This window comes from Tangfeifania sp., from assembly GCF_055108615.1.
The window spans coordinates 1-14591 of the sequence record NZ_JBSQIC010000009.1 but is presented as its reverse complement, the minus strand read 5'-3'; the positions used below and the strand labels follow the sequence as shown (position 1 = coordinate 14591).

Sequence of the window (14591 nt, the reverse complement as noted above, 5' to 3'; positions counted from 1 at the left end):
ATTCGTTTTCCCTCAATTCCCTTATCTTTGTGCCTTTAACAAAAAAGAACCAATTTCAAGTAAAATATTTAAACATGAGTAATTTTAAACGTACACTGATTACAACTGCACTGCCGTATGCCAACGGCCCGATTCACATCGGCCACCTGGCAGGCGTTTATGTTCCGGCCGATATTTATGCCCGCTACCTGCGGCTGAAAAACGAAGATGTATTGCTGATTGGCGGCTCGGACGAACACGGTGTCCCCATTACTTTAAAAGCAAAAAATGAAGGCGTGACACCACAGGATGTGGTGGATAAATTTCATAAAATCATTAAAGAATCATTTGAGAAATTCGGAATTTCATTCGATGTGTATTCGCGCACCAGCGCAAAAGTACATCACGAAACGGCTGCGGAAATTTTTAAAAAACTGTACGATACCGGCAAGTTGGTTGAAAAAACATCGGAGCAGTATTACGACGAGGAAAACAAACAGTTTTTAGCTGATCGCTACATCATTGGCACCTGCCCGAAATGCGGGTTTGAAAAAGCGTATGGCGACCAGTGCGAAAGCTGCGGCACATCGCTCAGTCCGACTGAATTGATTAAACCAACCTCGATGATTAGCGGCAATAAACCTGTGCTGAAAGAAACCAAACACTGGTACCTGCCACTTGACCAGTACGAACCGTGGCTGAAAGAGTGGATACTGGAAGGACACAAAGAGTGGAAACCTAATGTGTACGGCCAGTGCAAATCGTGGATCGACAGCGGGCTGCAGCCCCGCGCCGTTACCCGCGACCTGAAATGGGGGGTGCCGGTGCCACTGGAAGAAGCCGAAGGAAAAGTGCTGTACGTCTGGTTCGATGCGCCCATCGGTTACATTTCGGCCACAAAAGAACTCACCGATGACTGGGAAAAATACTGGAAAGACCCCGAAACACGACTGCTTCATTTTATAGGCAAAGACAATATTGTTTTTCACTGCATTATATTTCCCACCGTGTTGAAAGCTGAAGGAACATACAATTTACCCGATAATGTGCCTGCCAACGAATTTCTGAACCTTGAAAACGATAAAATCTCTACCTCGCGCAACTGGGCGGTGTGGCTCCACGAATACTTAGAAGATTTTCCGGGAAAAGAAGATGTGCTGAAATACGTGCTCACCGCCAATGCCCCGGAAACAAAAGATAACGATTTTACCTGGAAAGATTTCCAGAACCGGAATAACAACGAACTGGTGGCCATTCTTGGCAACTTTGTCAACCGGGCCCTGGTACTCACCAATAAATATTTTGATGGCGAAGTGCCGGCATTGGGCGAACTTTCGGATTACGATAAAAAAACACTGGCAGCTATTTCAGAAATTAAAGCCGAAGTGGATAAAAGCCTCGGTAATTTCCGGATTCGCGAAGCGCTGAAATATGCTATGGATTTGGCGCGGCTCGGCAATAAATACCTCGCCGACGAGGAACCCTGGAAAGTGTTCAAAACTGACCCCGAGCGGGTGAAAGCCGTTTTGAATATTTGCCTGCAAATCTCGGCCAGCCTCACCATCATCCTGGAGCCGTTCCTGCCGTTCAGCATGAAGAAACTGCGCGGGTTCCTCAATTTTGAAAAAGCAAACTGGGACAAGCTGGGCACCACCAATTTATTGCAGCCGGGTCATAAAATCAACAACCCCGGGTTGCTTTTTGAAAAAATTGATGACAAGGTGATTGAGGCGCAGCTGCAAAAGCTGCTCGATGCCCGCAAAGCCAACGAACTGGCCGAAGTAAAGGCCAAACCGGCCAAAGAGAGCATCGAGTTCGACGATTTCGGGAAAATGGACATCCGCTCGGCCACTGTTCTGGAAGCCGAAAAAGTGCCCAAAACCAAAAAACTGCTGAAACTGAAAGTGGATACCGGAATCGACAAGCGTACCATTGTTTCGGGAATTGCTGAGTTTTACAAACCCGAAGAACTGATTGGCAAACAGGTTTCCATTTTGGTGAACCTCGAACCCAAAAAGCTCCGCGGAATCATGTCTCAGGGAATGATTTTATGCGCCGAAGATGCCGACGGGAAATTGTCGATTGTTTCGCCCGACCAGAAAGTGAAAAACGGTTCGGAAATCAAGTAATCTCGCTGAGGGAATATTTTTCACCGGAAAGATGCAATGGTTTTTGAAAGCAATTCAATTACATTTTTCACATTGTGGTTGAATACTTTCAGCACCTCTTCCCAGGTAACCGGTTCTTCATCGGTTTTCCAGCAATCGTAATCGGTACTGAGGGCAACGGACGCATAAGGAATTTTCATCTCATTGGCCAGGATACACTCCGGGGCAATGGACATGTTTATCACATCGGCTCCCCACATCCGGAACATGTTCGATTCCGCTCGTGTTGAAAACCGCGGCCCTTCAATGGTAATTACTGTTCCGCGCGGGTGGTAACTCAAATTTAATTTTGCAGCATTTTCAATAAGTTTATCGCGCAGCAATAGATTGAACGGCTCCGCCATATCCGCGTGCCGAAGATTCCCGTTTTCAAATGTGTCGTGAAACGTGATTTCCCGGTGCCGCGTAAAATCGATAAACTGGTCCGGAATAACCATATCACCCCGTTTTATTTCATCGCGCAGGCTGCCACATGCAGTGGTTGTTAAAATGTGGGTGCAGCCCAGTTTTTGGATTGCCCAAATATTGGCCCGGTTATTTACCTGCGATGGTGGAATGGAGTGGTCGCGCCCGTGGCGTGAAAGCAGAACAATTTCAACACCTTCAATTTTTCCGGTTTTAAAAGAAGAAGAGGGTTTTCCGTAAGGCGTTTCAATTTCAGTTTCGCCCGGGTTTTTCAGCAGGGCAGGATCTTCGAGTCCCGATCCGCCTATAATTGCAATTTTATTCATATTTCTGATTTTTCAGGAAACAGTTTCAAAATACTTTTTTTGCTGGCTTTGCAAACACCGCGTTCAGTAATAAGTCCGGTTACCAGCCGAGCCGGTGTAACATCGAAACCGTAATTGGCTGCTGGACTGTTTTCAGGAATTAACCGCACCCGCCGGATTTCGGTTCCGGTCCAGCCTTCAATTTCGGCTACTTCCCCGGCACCACGTTCTTCCACAGGAATTTCAGCCAGTCCGTTTTCCATATTCCAGTCGAAAGTGGAAGAGGGCAGGGCGGCGTAAAACGGAATTCCGTTGTCGTGGGCTGCCAGCGCTTTCAAATAGGTGCCGATTTTATTGGCCACATCGCCGGTAACGGTTGTGCGGTCGCTGCCAACCAGTAGCAAATCCACTTTGCCGTGTTGCATCAAATGGCCGCCGGTGTTGTCGGCAATCACGGTGTGCGGCACACCTTCTTCTCCCAGCTCGAAGGCCGTAAGCCGGGCACCCTGGTTGCGTGGTCGTGTTTCATCCACCCACACATGCACCGGAATTCCTTTGTGGTGGGCTTTGTAAACCGGCGCGGTGGCAGTTCCCCAGTCGATGCAGGCCAGCCAGCCGGCATTGCAATGCGTCAGGATATTTACAGTATCTTGCTTTTTGGCATAAATTTTTTCGATGATTTCCAAACCGTAATCGCCGATTTTTTCGCTGTAATTAATCTCTTTCTCTTTTAATGAATGGACTTTTTCAAGCGTTTTCTGAATGAGTAGCGGATTTCCTTTTTCTTTCAGAATGAATTCCAGCATTTCGTCAACGGCAAAAGCCAGGTTAATCGCAGTGGGCCGCGAGGATTTTAAATAATTTGCTGATTTTTGAAGGTGCTCTTCCATGTTTTTTTGCTTCGCATTGAACAACGCCAGGTACATGCCGTAAGCTGCCGCAATGCCAATTAACGGCGCACCGCGCACCACCATTTCTTTAATGGCAAAGTAGGTGTCCTCAACGGTTTTCAGGTTAAATAATTCAAACTGAAAAGGAATTTTGCGCTGATCGATTACCTGCACGGTTTGCGGGTCATTTTTTTTCAGCGAGATAGTATGGTAATGCTTGCCTTTAATCTTCATTCAACAATTTTAAATTCTATATCTTCGAAGGCTAAAAATAATAAAATGCCAATTGATTTAACTGCTGTAAAAAATATCATTTTTGATTTGGGCAATGTTTTGCTGAACCTCGATTTTAACGCATCCATTGAGGCTTTCCGGAAACTGGGGTTGGCAGATGAAGTGGTGGACAGCGGGCAGGCATACTCCGACCCGGTTTTTTATGAACTGGAAACGGGACAAGTTTCAGCGGAAGGTTTCCGGGAAAGAATACGTGAGATACTAAATAATCCGGAAATTCAGGATGAACAGATTGACGATGCCTGGTGTGCTATGGTTTTGGGTATTCCGGACGAAAGGGTGGAAGTTGTTAAAAAGTTACAGGAGAAGTTCAATGTTTATCTTTTCAGCAATACCAACGAGATTCACATTAACCGGCTTCATGCGGAGTTTAAAAACGAGCACGGCATCGATTTCCCATCGCTGTTCGTAAAGGACTTTTATTCGCATGAGATTGGCGAGAGGAAACCCGATTTGAGCGCTTATCAAAAAGTCATCCGTCTTTCGGGAGTGCAGCCGGAAGAAACCCTTTTTGTTGATGATTTGGAGCATAACATTGCGGCAGCGCGTGAGGCAGGGCTGAAAACATTCTGGCTGAAAAAGGAGATGGAGCTGACAAAAGTATTCAACGGTTCACTTTAAAATACGAATATTTTTCAGACGGATGTCTTCCACGGGCCTCCACTGGCGGTCGGTTTCCACTTTCTCAATGGCATCAACCACATCCATTCCCGAAATTACCTCGCCAAAAATGGTGTAAGTACCGTCGAGATGCGGTGCCCCGCCAACGGTTTTGTAGGCCTGGCGCTGCTCCGGAGAAAAAGTGTAATCGTTTTCTTCTTCAATGCCATCCAGCTCCTTGTCGAAATATTTCCGGCCCGAAACAATGTAAAATTGCGAACCGTCGGAACGTCGGTGCCGGTTTTTGGTGTCGGGTTTTCGCGGCGAGCCAATCATCCCGCGTTTATGAAACAACCCCGGAACAATGTGTGCAGGCAGCGTGTAGCCTGGTCCTTTGTAGCCCACTATATCACCTTTTTCGGCGTAGCGCGTATCGGCGGCTCCGGTTTGAATGCCAAAATTGGTAATCACACGGTGGATCAGCAGGCTGTCGTAATAATTTTCTTTTACCAGCCGGATGAAATTGTCGCGGTATTGCGGCGTTTCGTTAAATAGTCGGATGGTAATATTTCCCATGTCGGTTTCCAGCACCAGTCCTTTAATTTTTCTGTTTTCGGCGGCCACTTTTTCGTTGGTGAACGAACGCAGCGATTCGAGCGTTTGGGTTTCGCTGTTTTTATTGTTGAGCAATTGCGCGATGAATGTGGAAGGAATGGCAAAACTTTGCATTTGGTAATTGGCCACATCGGAAAATGCAATGCCAATGGTTTTTTTGTTCGATACAAAAACAGGCGTGCCATAAGTGGCTTTACGGATTCGGTTGGTAATCCGGTAGAGCCGGCTTCCTTTAACATTGGTCTGGTTCAGTAATTTTCCGGTAAAAAGTTGAATTGTTTTTCCCGGAGATTCAGCGATGTAAGATGTTTTGGCTGAATTGGGGGCAGTTCCGGGGAAGAGTTCAATGGGTTTTCGTTGCAGGCTGTCAACCTGGAGTATGATTAAATCGTTGATCCTGTCAACTGCCACGTATTTGGTGGTTTTGAATTTTTCGTCGGTGTCGAACGGAGAAACCAGCACATTGTTGGAAGCATTTACCAAAGAGTATTTGGTAACCATTAGGTTTTCAGCAACAAAAAAGCCTTGTCCCGATTCCAGAATGCGATCATCGTCATACGAATCGATGGTGACAATGGACGGCATGATGTCTTCCCAGCCGGTTTCCTGATTTTGGGCTGTTTTTTCTTTCGCTTCAGGTTGGGTTTCATTTTCCTGTTTCTGCGCGTTGTTGCCACACGAAAAAGCCAGCGCAGAAAACAAAAATAAAATGATAATGTGTTTTAAATTATTCATTCAGAATGGAAACTTTAATTTTCACATCGGTAAAAGGCCGGTGATTTTCATCGGTTTTAAGTGCAGCAATCTTGTCGATGGTTTCAAAACCCGATATACATTCGCCAAAAACGGTATATTTCCCGTCTAAATCAGGATAACCGCCAATGGTTGTGTAAGCTTTGCGCTGGGCATCCGAAAATTCCAGGGTTTCGGTTTGCAGGTTGTATTCGGTTTCAATTTGCTGTTTTACCCTGCCGGCAATTTCCCGGAATTCATTTACCATTTTTTCTTCCCTCAGCATTTGCAGTTCATTCCTCACATCGTCTGTCAGGTATTTTGCTACAATTTTTTTTCGGATAGGGCGGTTCACAGCCATTTCCATGGTGTCGAGTTCGCCGGACGTGTGAACCCTTCCTTTTACAATATAAAACTGCGAAATATCGGACTGTTGCCAGGGGTTCACCTCTTCGGGCTGACGCGGAGCACAAAGGGCCCCTTTTTTATGAAAGTGGTGCGGCAGAATTTCATCGTCAACCGTTTTATCCGGGTCGCCGTAACCGATTCGTTTGCCCGGTGCCGCATTTTTCGAACTTTTTGAGCCACCCTGAATCAGAAAATCCTGAATGACACGGTAGAACAGTGTTTCGTTGTAATAGCCCTTTTTCGCCAGATCAATAAAAGCATCGCGGTGTTTGGGTGTGTCGTCGTACAACCGGAATTTCATATTTCCCATGTTGGTTGATACCTGAACAACCGTGGATTGCGAAAAGCCTGCGAAGGCTAAAAACAGCAATGTCATTAATGCTGTTAAAATAAAAAATACCCGTTTCTTCATTCTTCTGAATTTTGTATAAATTGACCTTCGTAATTTAAAAAATCGCTGTAAAGATAAAAAGTTGTAAAAAATGACATTAATGCTTTCATATAAAGTAATTATTTTGTCGGTTAAAGAAATTTAATAATGGATCACTTGCGTGTAAACCCGAAAGTTCGCCTGGAAGCAGTTAACTTATCGATGGCTCCGGTTATATTTGAAACAATAGATCGGGACCGCGATTTTTTAATCCAATGGCTCCCGTTTGTTGAATACACCCAAAAATTATCTGACACTGAAAATTTTATAGATAGCCTTGTAAACCAAACGGGGAAAAAACGGGATGAGGTTTTTGCCATTTGGTACAAGAACGAATTTGCCGGGCTTATAGGTTTTAAAGATACCGACTGGGTGAACCGGAAAACCGAAATGGGTTACTGGCTGGCGCAAAATATGCAGGGAAAAGGTATTATAACCACAAGCGTTGAAAAACTAATTGGTTATGCGTTTAAAAAATTAAAAATGAACCGCATTCAGATAAAGGTGGCAAAAGGGAACTCCAAAAGTTCTGCTATCCCGGTAAAACTCGGATTTCAATACGAGGGCACCGAGCGTGCAGGAGAGTTACATCGCAATAAAATTTTCGATTTGGAAGTGTACAGCCTTCTGAAATCTGATTTGCAAAACTTCATTTAGCTTTAGTCCATTGGACTGAACATTAGTTGTTTATTTGTTAATTACAGGTTAATTTGTTTTAATTGTAATTTGTGTTTTAATGTTTATTCATATATTTGACCCGTAAATTCGTTTGTTCGGTTTTTTCAACAGCGAAATAACTGAAACAGAGGTAATAACTTAAGAAAAAGAAGCTATGGAAGACAAGAAAATCAGAAGAAACCTATACCGTGTGCTTCGTAAAACAGGAGTTCAAAAAGGTGATATACAGCCTACTGCATTCTATCAGCGCGATTTACGATTCGATTCAGTTGACTGGAAAATATTCACTTTTTACCTCGAAGGGATTTTTGATATCTCGGTACGCGACGAAGAACTGGTAAGGCAGAGTAGTGTAAACGACACATTGCGATATTTAAAAAATACAGCTTAGTATTTTTTTGTGATTATTGAATTATAGTTTAAAAGGGATCAAATTTTTTGATCCCTTTTTGTTGAACATATTGCAACAGAATTTGTAACTTTCAACATTAATCAATAAAAAATTTATATTATGGAATCAATTGACGCACTTTGGCAAAAGTTTTATGATGCAATAGTGACTTTTGGTCCCCGTTTGATAGGCGCACTTATCACGCTTATTATCGGTTGGTGGATAATCAACATTATCCTGAATGTTCTACGGAAAAAATTTGAAAAAAATAACATGGAACCCTCGTTGCGGGGTTTTCTGAACAGCATGATAGGCATACTGCTGAAAATCATGCTGCTGATTAGTGTTGTGGGAATGCTTGGAGTTGCAATGACTTCTTTTATTGCCGTACTTGGTGCTGCCGGCCTGGCAGTAGGCATGGCACTTTCAGGTACTTTGCAAAATTTTGCAGGAGGTGTAATGCTGTTGCTTTTTAAACCGTTTAAAACCGGCGATTATATTACAGCCCAGGGGCATTCAGGTACGGTTAACGAAATTCAGATTTTCAATACCATACTTAAAACACCTGATAATGTTACCATCATAATTCCTAATGGTGGGCTTGCTACCAACTCAATGGTGAATTATTCCACTGAAAAACGCCGGCGGGTAGATTTTCTTTTTGGAATTGGTTATGGCGACGATGTGGACAAAGCCAAAGCTGTGTTGAGAAAATTAATTGACGATGACAAACGAATTTTGCAGGATCCTGAACCATTTATTGCCGTTAAGGAACTTGGCGACAGTTCGGTAAATATTGTGGTCCGTGCCTGGGCCGAAGCTTCAGATTACTGGGCAATTTTCTTCGACATGCACGAAAAAGTATATAAAACATTCGACAAGGAAGGTATTAATATTCCATTCCCGCAAATGGATGTACACATGCAAAAATAGAATTTAAGGGAAAGAAGGTTGAAATTCTTTTCAGACTAAATGATTCTAAAAAATGGCATTGTCTTTTGGGCAATGCCATTTTCTTTGTGAAATGACAGCTTTCAATCGTTTCCTTTTTGAAAACTAATTCTTGCTGAAAACAAGGAACTATAAAAATATATTCCGGCAATTTTTAATTTTGTACCCGGAATGAAAATCGGAAAGCTCATACTGGAAGGAACCCCACTTTTTCTGGCACCCATGGAAGGCGTGACTTACAAGTCGTTTCGGTGGATGTGCAAAAAATACGGTGCCGATGTGATGTACACTGAATTTGTGTCGTCGGAAGCGCTGGTGCGGGATGTGAAAAAGTCGAAACAAAAAATGGTGCTGTTCGATTTCGACCGCCCGGTGGCCATCCAGATTTACGGACACAACATCGATTCTATGGTGAGTGCGGCACAGGTGGCCGAAGAACTACAGCCCGATTTTATCGACATAAACTTTGGCTGCCCCATGAAAAAAATTATCCGGCACGGTGCCGGGGCGGCCATGCTGCGTGACTTGCCCAAAATGCAGCAAATGGCTGCTGAAATTGTGAAAGCGGTGAAAGTTCCGGTAACGGCCAAAACCCGCCTGGGCTGGGGCAAAAACGACAAACCTATTGTGGAAGCTGCCCTGCGCCTTCAGGATGCCGGCATTGCCGCATTGGCCATTCACGGACGTACCCGCGAACAATTGTACACCGGCGTGGCCGACTGGACGCTGATCGGCGAAGTAAAAAACCACCCGCAAATTCAAATCCCAATCATTGGAAACGGTGACATTACTGGTGGCGAAAAAGCCAAAACATTGCTGGCCCAAACCGGTGTGGATGCGCTGATGATTGGCCGCCCTGCCATTGGCCGCCCCTGGATTTTCAGGGAAGTGAAGCACTACTTGCAAACCGGCGAAATACTTCCTTCTCCCACTGTTGCCGAAGTGGTTGAAAATGTAAAAGAGCAACTGCAACTTAACCTTGAATGGAAAGACAACGAGCGCTCTGCCATTCTGATGATGCGCCGCCATTTTGCCAAATATTTTCCGGGGTTACCCAATTTTCGTGAGCTGAAAATCAAACTGCTGCGCGCCGAAACCAATGCCGAAGTCACCGCAATTCTGGATGAGATTGTGGCGAAGTACGGAGATGTGAGGCCGGACTATCAGGAATAAATCCCTTTTCTTTTCTATTGAAATTTTATTGAACCCTTTCAGGGTTCTGTCCGCACGACTTTATTAACCACGGGTTTCACCCGCGGTTATTGTTATTAAACCACTTCGTGGTTTTTCGGATTCTTTGTAACCAACTAAATTCTTGTAAAAAACTGCAATTACCCACAATATCCCGAAGGGATAAAACAATAATAGCCGTAGGTGCAACCTACGGAAGTTTACCACCGCCAAAACAGAACCCTGAAAGGGTTCAATTTTTTACTCTTTATCTTACCACCAGCTTTTGCGAGGCACTCCTATTATTCCCGTATTCCACAAAATAATGGCAAATGCCGCTTTTATATTTCGAAACCAATGGAGAAGTGTTGTCCATCCTCGACATAATTATGGAACGTTATAGAAGTACCCGGATCGATTTTCCAATGCCGGGCTGAAATGATAAAACGCTGCGATTTCCGGCCACAGCAAAAACAATGGATTGAATTTCCGGGTTAATTTCTGAAAAATCCCGAAACTAATTTTACAGGTGGTAGCCGGGTTGGCATTAATATTGTTTAACAGAAACCATAAGTCATAACTTTAAAATTTTTAAGCCATGAAAACAATAACAGGAATTATTTTAGTTTTTGCACTTGTTGTTTTAACCAGTTGCATTGGTGAGGAAGGACCTCCGGGGCCTCCCGGGCAAGACGGAGAATCTTTTATCGGTTCAGTTTTTGAAATTGAAGGCGATTTTACTTCGCAAAACGATTACTCGTTGTACTTTGAATTTCCGTCAAGTTTAACAGTTTATGAGAGCGATGTGGTGTTGGTTTACATTCTTTGGGAACAGACAGAAGACAACAACGGCGAATTGCTGGATGTTTGGCGGTTGCTGCCACAAACGGTTGTTTTGTATGATGAAAATACAGGAAATAACGAGGTATTACAATACAATTATGACCATACTTTTGCCGATGTGCAGGTTTTTCTGGAAGGTACGATTGATTTTAACACCTTATTGCCGGCCGAAGCCCAGGATCAGGTTTTTAGGGTTGTGGTGCTGCCGGCCGATTTTGTGGCCCAAAAGAACCTGGATGTAAGCGATTACAACATGATGATAAAATCGCTCCAGGTAAAACCGGAAATGGTACAGAAATTAGAAACGGTAAAACCGGTAAATACACCGGTAACCCGCTAATGAGAATTTAGTGCTGGAAAAATGTTCAGTTGTTGCAGATAGTTATTCTTTGATGTTGGGATAAGCTGTATTCCAGATGCCCCAGGCATGCTACAGCGAGTGAACATTTTTGTACCCAAGCTGCATCAGCGATTTTTCCGATAAATTTAATTGTATTTGGTTAATAACCAATACAACCACCATTTGCAAAAAAAGTTTGTTCAGGCCTTTTCAGGGTTAAAATGAATCTCACTTAACTTAGTTTAGTTTTCTGATTCTGACTTCTGTTTCATCCTGGTTTTTCATCAAATCAATTAGTTTTTGGGTATCGGTATTGCCAAAATGATAGGGATATAAAATTGTCGGCCGGATGATTTTTGCTGCATCGGCAACCATTTCCGGTGTCATGGTATAGGGCATATTCATGGGAAGAAAAGCGATGTCGATGTTTTTTAAATCAGCCATTTCGGGGATATTTTCAGTGTCGCCGGCTACATATACTTTTTTACCTCCGAAATGCAAAACATAACCGTTCCCAATTCCTTTCGGGTGAAACGGATTTCCTTCGCTTCGCTTATGTTTGATATTGTAAGCCGGCACAGCCTCGATTATTATTCCGGCAAATTCTCCTGTTTCCCCGTTTTTCAGAATTTTTCCGCTGCCATATTGCTCGTGGCATTTTTCAGTCAGGATTATTTCTGTTGATTTCTTTTTGATTTTAGAAATAGCATCTGCGTCGAGGTGATCGCCGTGCTCATGGGTAATTAATATTAAATCAGCTTTTGGCATTTTTGAGTAATCGGCATAACGTCCTACCGGATCGATGTGAATTGTTTTTCCGTCGAATTTCATCATCAGCGTTCCGTGGCCGATGAATGTGATTTTCAGTTCGCCCGACTGTGTTTGAAAAGTGTCGGTTTCAAAATTCTGTTGTGTTGAAAAGAGGGCAAATAAAATGACACACATTTTTGCAATAAAATGAAGTTCCATGGTATGAGTTTTAAGTTTTGATAAAATTACAAAAACGACAGGTAGTCTGCAAAAAAATAAGAAACATAAAAAATCTGGTACCATTGGCACCGGATTTTAGTTGTATGCTCCTGTTTTTTCTAATCTTCAGATAAATTTTGTCCAGTATTTTTAAGCTGTTCCAAATCGTTTACATTAAAATCGCCATAAAATGAGATGATAAAACGATTGCCATTACCATCCTCATTTTTAATGAATACGTGGCATTCCGAATACTTTTTTCTTTTACCAAGCAGCCAGATTTCAGCGTCTGAATCGTCGTCTTCCGGATCCTCATATTTTTTGTATGCAGAAGGCAACAAAGCGGTGGCCTTTTCGGCAAATGCTTTTCCGCTTAACTCACCTTTTCCGGGATTGTAAGATAGGAAACGAATTTCGTGTATATCGCCTGAAACATGCTGGTTTTCATCATTCAAATCGATGTCAACCACATCAATCATATTTTTATTGAATGAAAAATTGGTTACCCCTTCTTTCCCTGAAAAGGTTTCGTAGATTTTGTCTGACTTGCTTTGTGCCGGCAGCAACAGGGAAGCCAGTAAAAAGCCTATAATAAAAAACAGTTTAGCAATCCAATTCATGGCTTTGAAATTAAGTGGTTTACAGTTCTTCAGTGTTTTCGGGCAATTGGTTCATGTCTTCATTGTTATTTTCTGACAGCTCTTTCATGGTCAGTCCTTCGGGTTTCATTTCCCAGGTTTTTCCTACCATGTCGCCATCCCATGTGTTCGAAACATTTTCGATATCGTAGATAATTTCTATCATTTCCTCACTCAGGTAAATGGATTTTCCTTCAGGAACTTTAATGGTAATCTGTACTTCCTGATCGCGCCACTTGCCGTCTTCTTCAAGCAAAAACCAGGGATCGAAAAGTAGCGTGGAGTCGTTAATCTGGTAATTATAGATGATGTCTGAGGCGTATTCCCTGGCTTCGTCGCGGGTTCGTCCACGAGAAGATTTTTTTACCGAAACCACAAACGTTTCGCCACCCGATTTTTCAACATCGAGTTTTGGTTTGCCCAGAATTACTTCTTCGCCGTTTACAACTACTGCTTTAAGATTGTTTAAATCCCAGTCGAGTTCGGCGTAGTTTTCGTATTTGTCTTCTGCCATATCGAGCGTGTAAGTTTGGCAGCTGTCGCACGGAAGCGTATTGCTGATAACGGTGGAGCCCTGGTTTTTAAAGTTACCTAACTGGCTGGCCGAAACCACAACTAAAGAGACGAGCGCGACGAGCCACACACCAACCATCGATAAACCGATTGCCGTGTTGTTTGATTTGTAACGGAAAACCAACTTGGATCCGATGTAGAGCATGGCCAGCAGCGGGATGCCGGCGAGCAGGCCAACTGCAATCATTCCGAAGTTAACGGTTCCGGGTTCAACAAAATAGTTGAAAAAGTCGGGAAAATGAATCTCCGGTCCCCAAACCAGCGGCCATCCCTGAACAAATGAGTGCCCGATGGCAAGTGAAGAAATCATACCAAGCAATCCGAAGAAACCGGAAATAATTAATATAACTCCAATAATGATGACGGCCACTTTCAGTATTAATTTAAAAACATTGTATGTTACGTCACCTGCGCCTTCCATTGATTTTTTGCCTTTGGCGTAGGTATCCGAACTTTTAAATTTGCGATAGCTTTCTTTTACTTCGTTTACTTCTTCACGAATCGATTTTTCAATATTTTTCACCGTGGCTTCCTCGCCGCGCATTTCAAGCCGTTGGGCAGTGGTGCGGGCTTTGGGCACGGCAATCCACAGAACTATGTAGGCCAGCAGTGCTGTACCGGTTGTGACAAAAAACAGCACCACAAAAATGATTCGTAAAATAACCGGATCCATGTTGAAATAAGCACCCAGTCCGCCGCAAACTCCGCCCAATACACGGCGTTCAGGATCGCGGTAAAGTCTTCTTTTGCGTTTGGGTGAGCTTACATAAACTTCTTCCTCTTCGCCCTCTTCTTCAGCAAAATCTTCGGGAGTGCCCATTGTTTCTATTACCTGGTTTACCCAATCGAGTGTTACAACTTTTTTCTCGTCATTCGATTTTTCGCTGAAAATTTCGGCAATTCGTGCTTCAATATCCGACAATATTTCTTTGCCTTCTTCATCGGTGCCAAAATGGTTTTTCAGGTTTACCAGGTATTTTTGCAGAACTTCGTAGGCATCTTCTTCAATATGAAAAACTGTTCCGCTTATATTGATGGTGAATGTCTTTTTCATCTCGTTTTTCTTTTTCTGTTTAAGCTTTGTTTGTTTTAATTGTGTCAACAGCCTTTACCAACTCCGACCATGAACCTTCGAGTTCGGTAAGAAATTTTCGTCCGGTTTCGGTCAGCTCGTAATATTTACGCGGGGGGCCCTGGGTCGATTCTTCCCAG

15 protein-coding genes are annotated in these 14591 nt (G+C 43.3%); 7 read left to right on the top strand and 8 right to left on the bottom strand.

What is annotated here, in order from left to right; genetic code table 11:
• Positions 1–29: 29 nt before the first annotated feature.
• Entirely contained in the window at positions 30–2108 is a 2079-nt protein-coding gene (gene metG / locus ACTCNA_RS03485; RefSeq protein ID WP_462946504.1) for a methionine--tRNA ligase, read from the top strand.
• A gap of 20 nt (positions 2109–2128) precedes the next feature.
• Here metG and mtnP read toward each other — a convergent pair whose 3' ends face one another.
• Positions 2129–2878, bottom strand: coding sequence for an S-methyl-5'-thioadenosine phosphorylase (gene mtnP / locus ACTCNA_RS03480; protein ID WP_462946503.1), 750 nt, complete (start codon positions 2876–2878; stop codon positions 2129–2131).
• Positions 2875–3981: an S-methyl-5-thioribose-1-phosphate isomerase gene (mtnA, locus tag ACTCNA_RS03475; RefSeq protein WP_462946502.1), complete on the bottom strand. Its 1107-nt coding sequence runs from the start codon at positions 3979–3981 to the stop codon at positions 2875–2877. Before mtnA ends, mtnP begins: the two co-directional genes overlap by 4 nt.
• A gap of 45 nt (positions 3982–4026) precedes the next feature.
• Between mtnA and ACTCNA_RS03470 the strand changes: the two genes are divergently transcribed.
• Positions 4027–4662: an HAD family hydrolase gene (locus ACTCNA_RS03470; RefSeq protein ID WP_462946501.1), complete on the top strand. Its 636-nt coding sequence runs from the start codon at positions 4027–4029 to the stop codon at positions 4660–4662.
• Here the strand turns inward: ACTCNA_RS03470 and ACTCNA_RS03465 are convergent.
• Positions 4654–5991 carry a peptidylprolyl isomerase gene (locus ACTCNA_RS03465; protein ID WP_462946500.1) on the bottom strand — a complete coding sequence of 446 codons (1338 nt, stop codon included), beginning with the start codon at positions 5989–5991 and terminating at the stop codon, positions 4654–4656. The genes ACTCNA_RS03470 and ACTCNA_RS03465 overlap by 9 nt on opposite strands.
• On the bottom strand, positions 5984–6808 hold the full coding sequence (locus ACTCNA_RS03460) for a peptidylprolyl isomerase (RefSeq protein WP_462946499.1): 825 nt from the start codon (positions 6806–6808) through the stop codon (positions 5984–5986). The genes ACTCNA_RS03465 and ACTCNA_RS03460 overlap by 8 nt, the downstream gene beginning before the upstream one ends.
• A gap of 126 nt (positions 6809–6934) precedes the next feature.
• On the opposite strand from ACTCNA_RS03460, the gene ACTCNA_RS03455 reads away from it, so the two are divergent.
• The 5 genes from ACTCNA_RS03455 (at position 6935) to ACTCNA_RS03435 (ending at position 11199) form a co-directional block, all read left to right on the top strand.
• Complete coding sequence (locus ACTCNA_RS03455; protein ID WP_462946498.1) at positions 6935–7483, top strand: GNAT family N-acetyltransferase; 549 nt, start codon at positions 6935–6937, stop codon at positions 7481–7483.
• A 175-nt stretch (positions 7484–7658) separates the two neighbouring features.
• Entirely contained in the window at positions 7659–7895 is a 237-nt protein-coding gene (locus ACTCNA_RS03450) for an acyl carrier protein (protein ID WP_462946497.1), read from the top strand.
• Positions 7896–8015: 120 nt separating this feature from the next.
• Positions 8016–8828, top strand: coding sequence for a mechanosensitive ion channel family protein (locus tag ACTCNA_RS03445; RefSeq protein ID WP_462946496.1), 813 nt, complete (start codon positions 8016–8018; stop codon positions 8826–8828).
• A 189-nt stretch (positions 8829–9017) separates the two neighbouring features.
• Complete coding sequence (dusB, locus tag ACTCNA_RS03440; protein ID WP_462946495.1) at positions 9018–10019, top strand: tRNA dihydrouridine synthase DusB; 1002 nt, start codon at positions 9018–9020, stop codon at positions 10017–10019.
• A 595-nt stretch (positions 10020–10614) separates the two neighbouring features.
• Complete coding sequence (locus tag ACTCNA_RS03435; protein ID WP_462946494.1) at positions 10615–11199, top strand: hypothetical protein; 585 nt, start codon at positions 10615–10617, stop codon at positions 11197–11199.
• Between the two features lie 237 nt (positions 11200–11436).
• Here ACTCNA_RS03435 and ACTCNA_RS03430 read toward each other — a convergent pair whose 3' ends face one another.
• The 4 genes from ACTCNA_RS03430 to ACTCNA_RS03415 form a co-directional block, all read right to left on the bottom strand.
• Positions 11437–12168 (bottom strand): MBL fold metallo-hydrolase, encoded by a 732-nt coding sequence (locus ACTCNA_RS03430; RefSeq protein ID WP_462946493.1) that lies wholly within the window; start codon positions 12166–12168, stop codon positions 11437–11439.
• A gap of 119 nt (positions 12169–12287) precedes the next feature.
• Positions 12288–12788 carry a DUF4252 domain-containing protein gene (locus ACTCNA_RS03425; RefSeq protein ID WP_462946492.1) on the bottom strand — a complete coding sequence of 167 codons (501 nt, stop codon included), beginning with the start codon at positions 12786–12788 and terminating at the stop codon, positions 12288–12290.
• 19 nt (positions 12789–12807) lie between these two features.
• Entirely contained in the window at positions 12808–14433 is a 1626-nt protein-coding gene (locus ACTCNA_RS03420) for a PspC domain-containing protein (RefSeq protein WP_462946491.1), read from the bottom strand.
• A 19-nt stretch (positions 14434–14452) separates the two neighbouring features.
• A partial coding sequence (locus ACTCNA_RS03415; RefSeq protein ID WP_462946546.1) for a PadR family transcriptional regulator occupies positions 14453–14591 on the bottom strand: 139 nt, incomplete at its 5' end.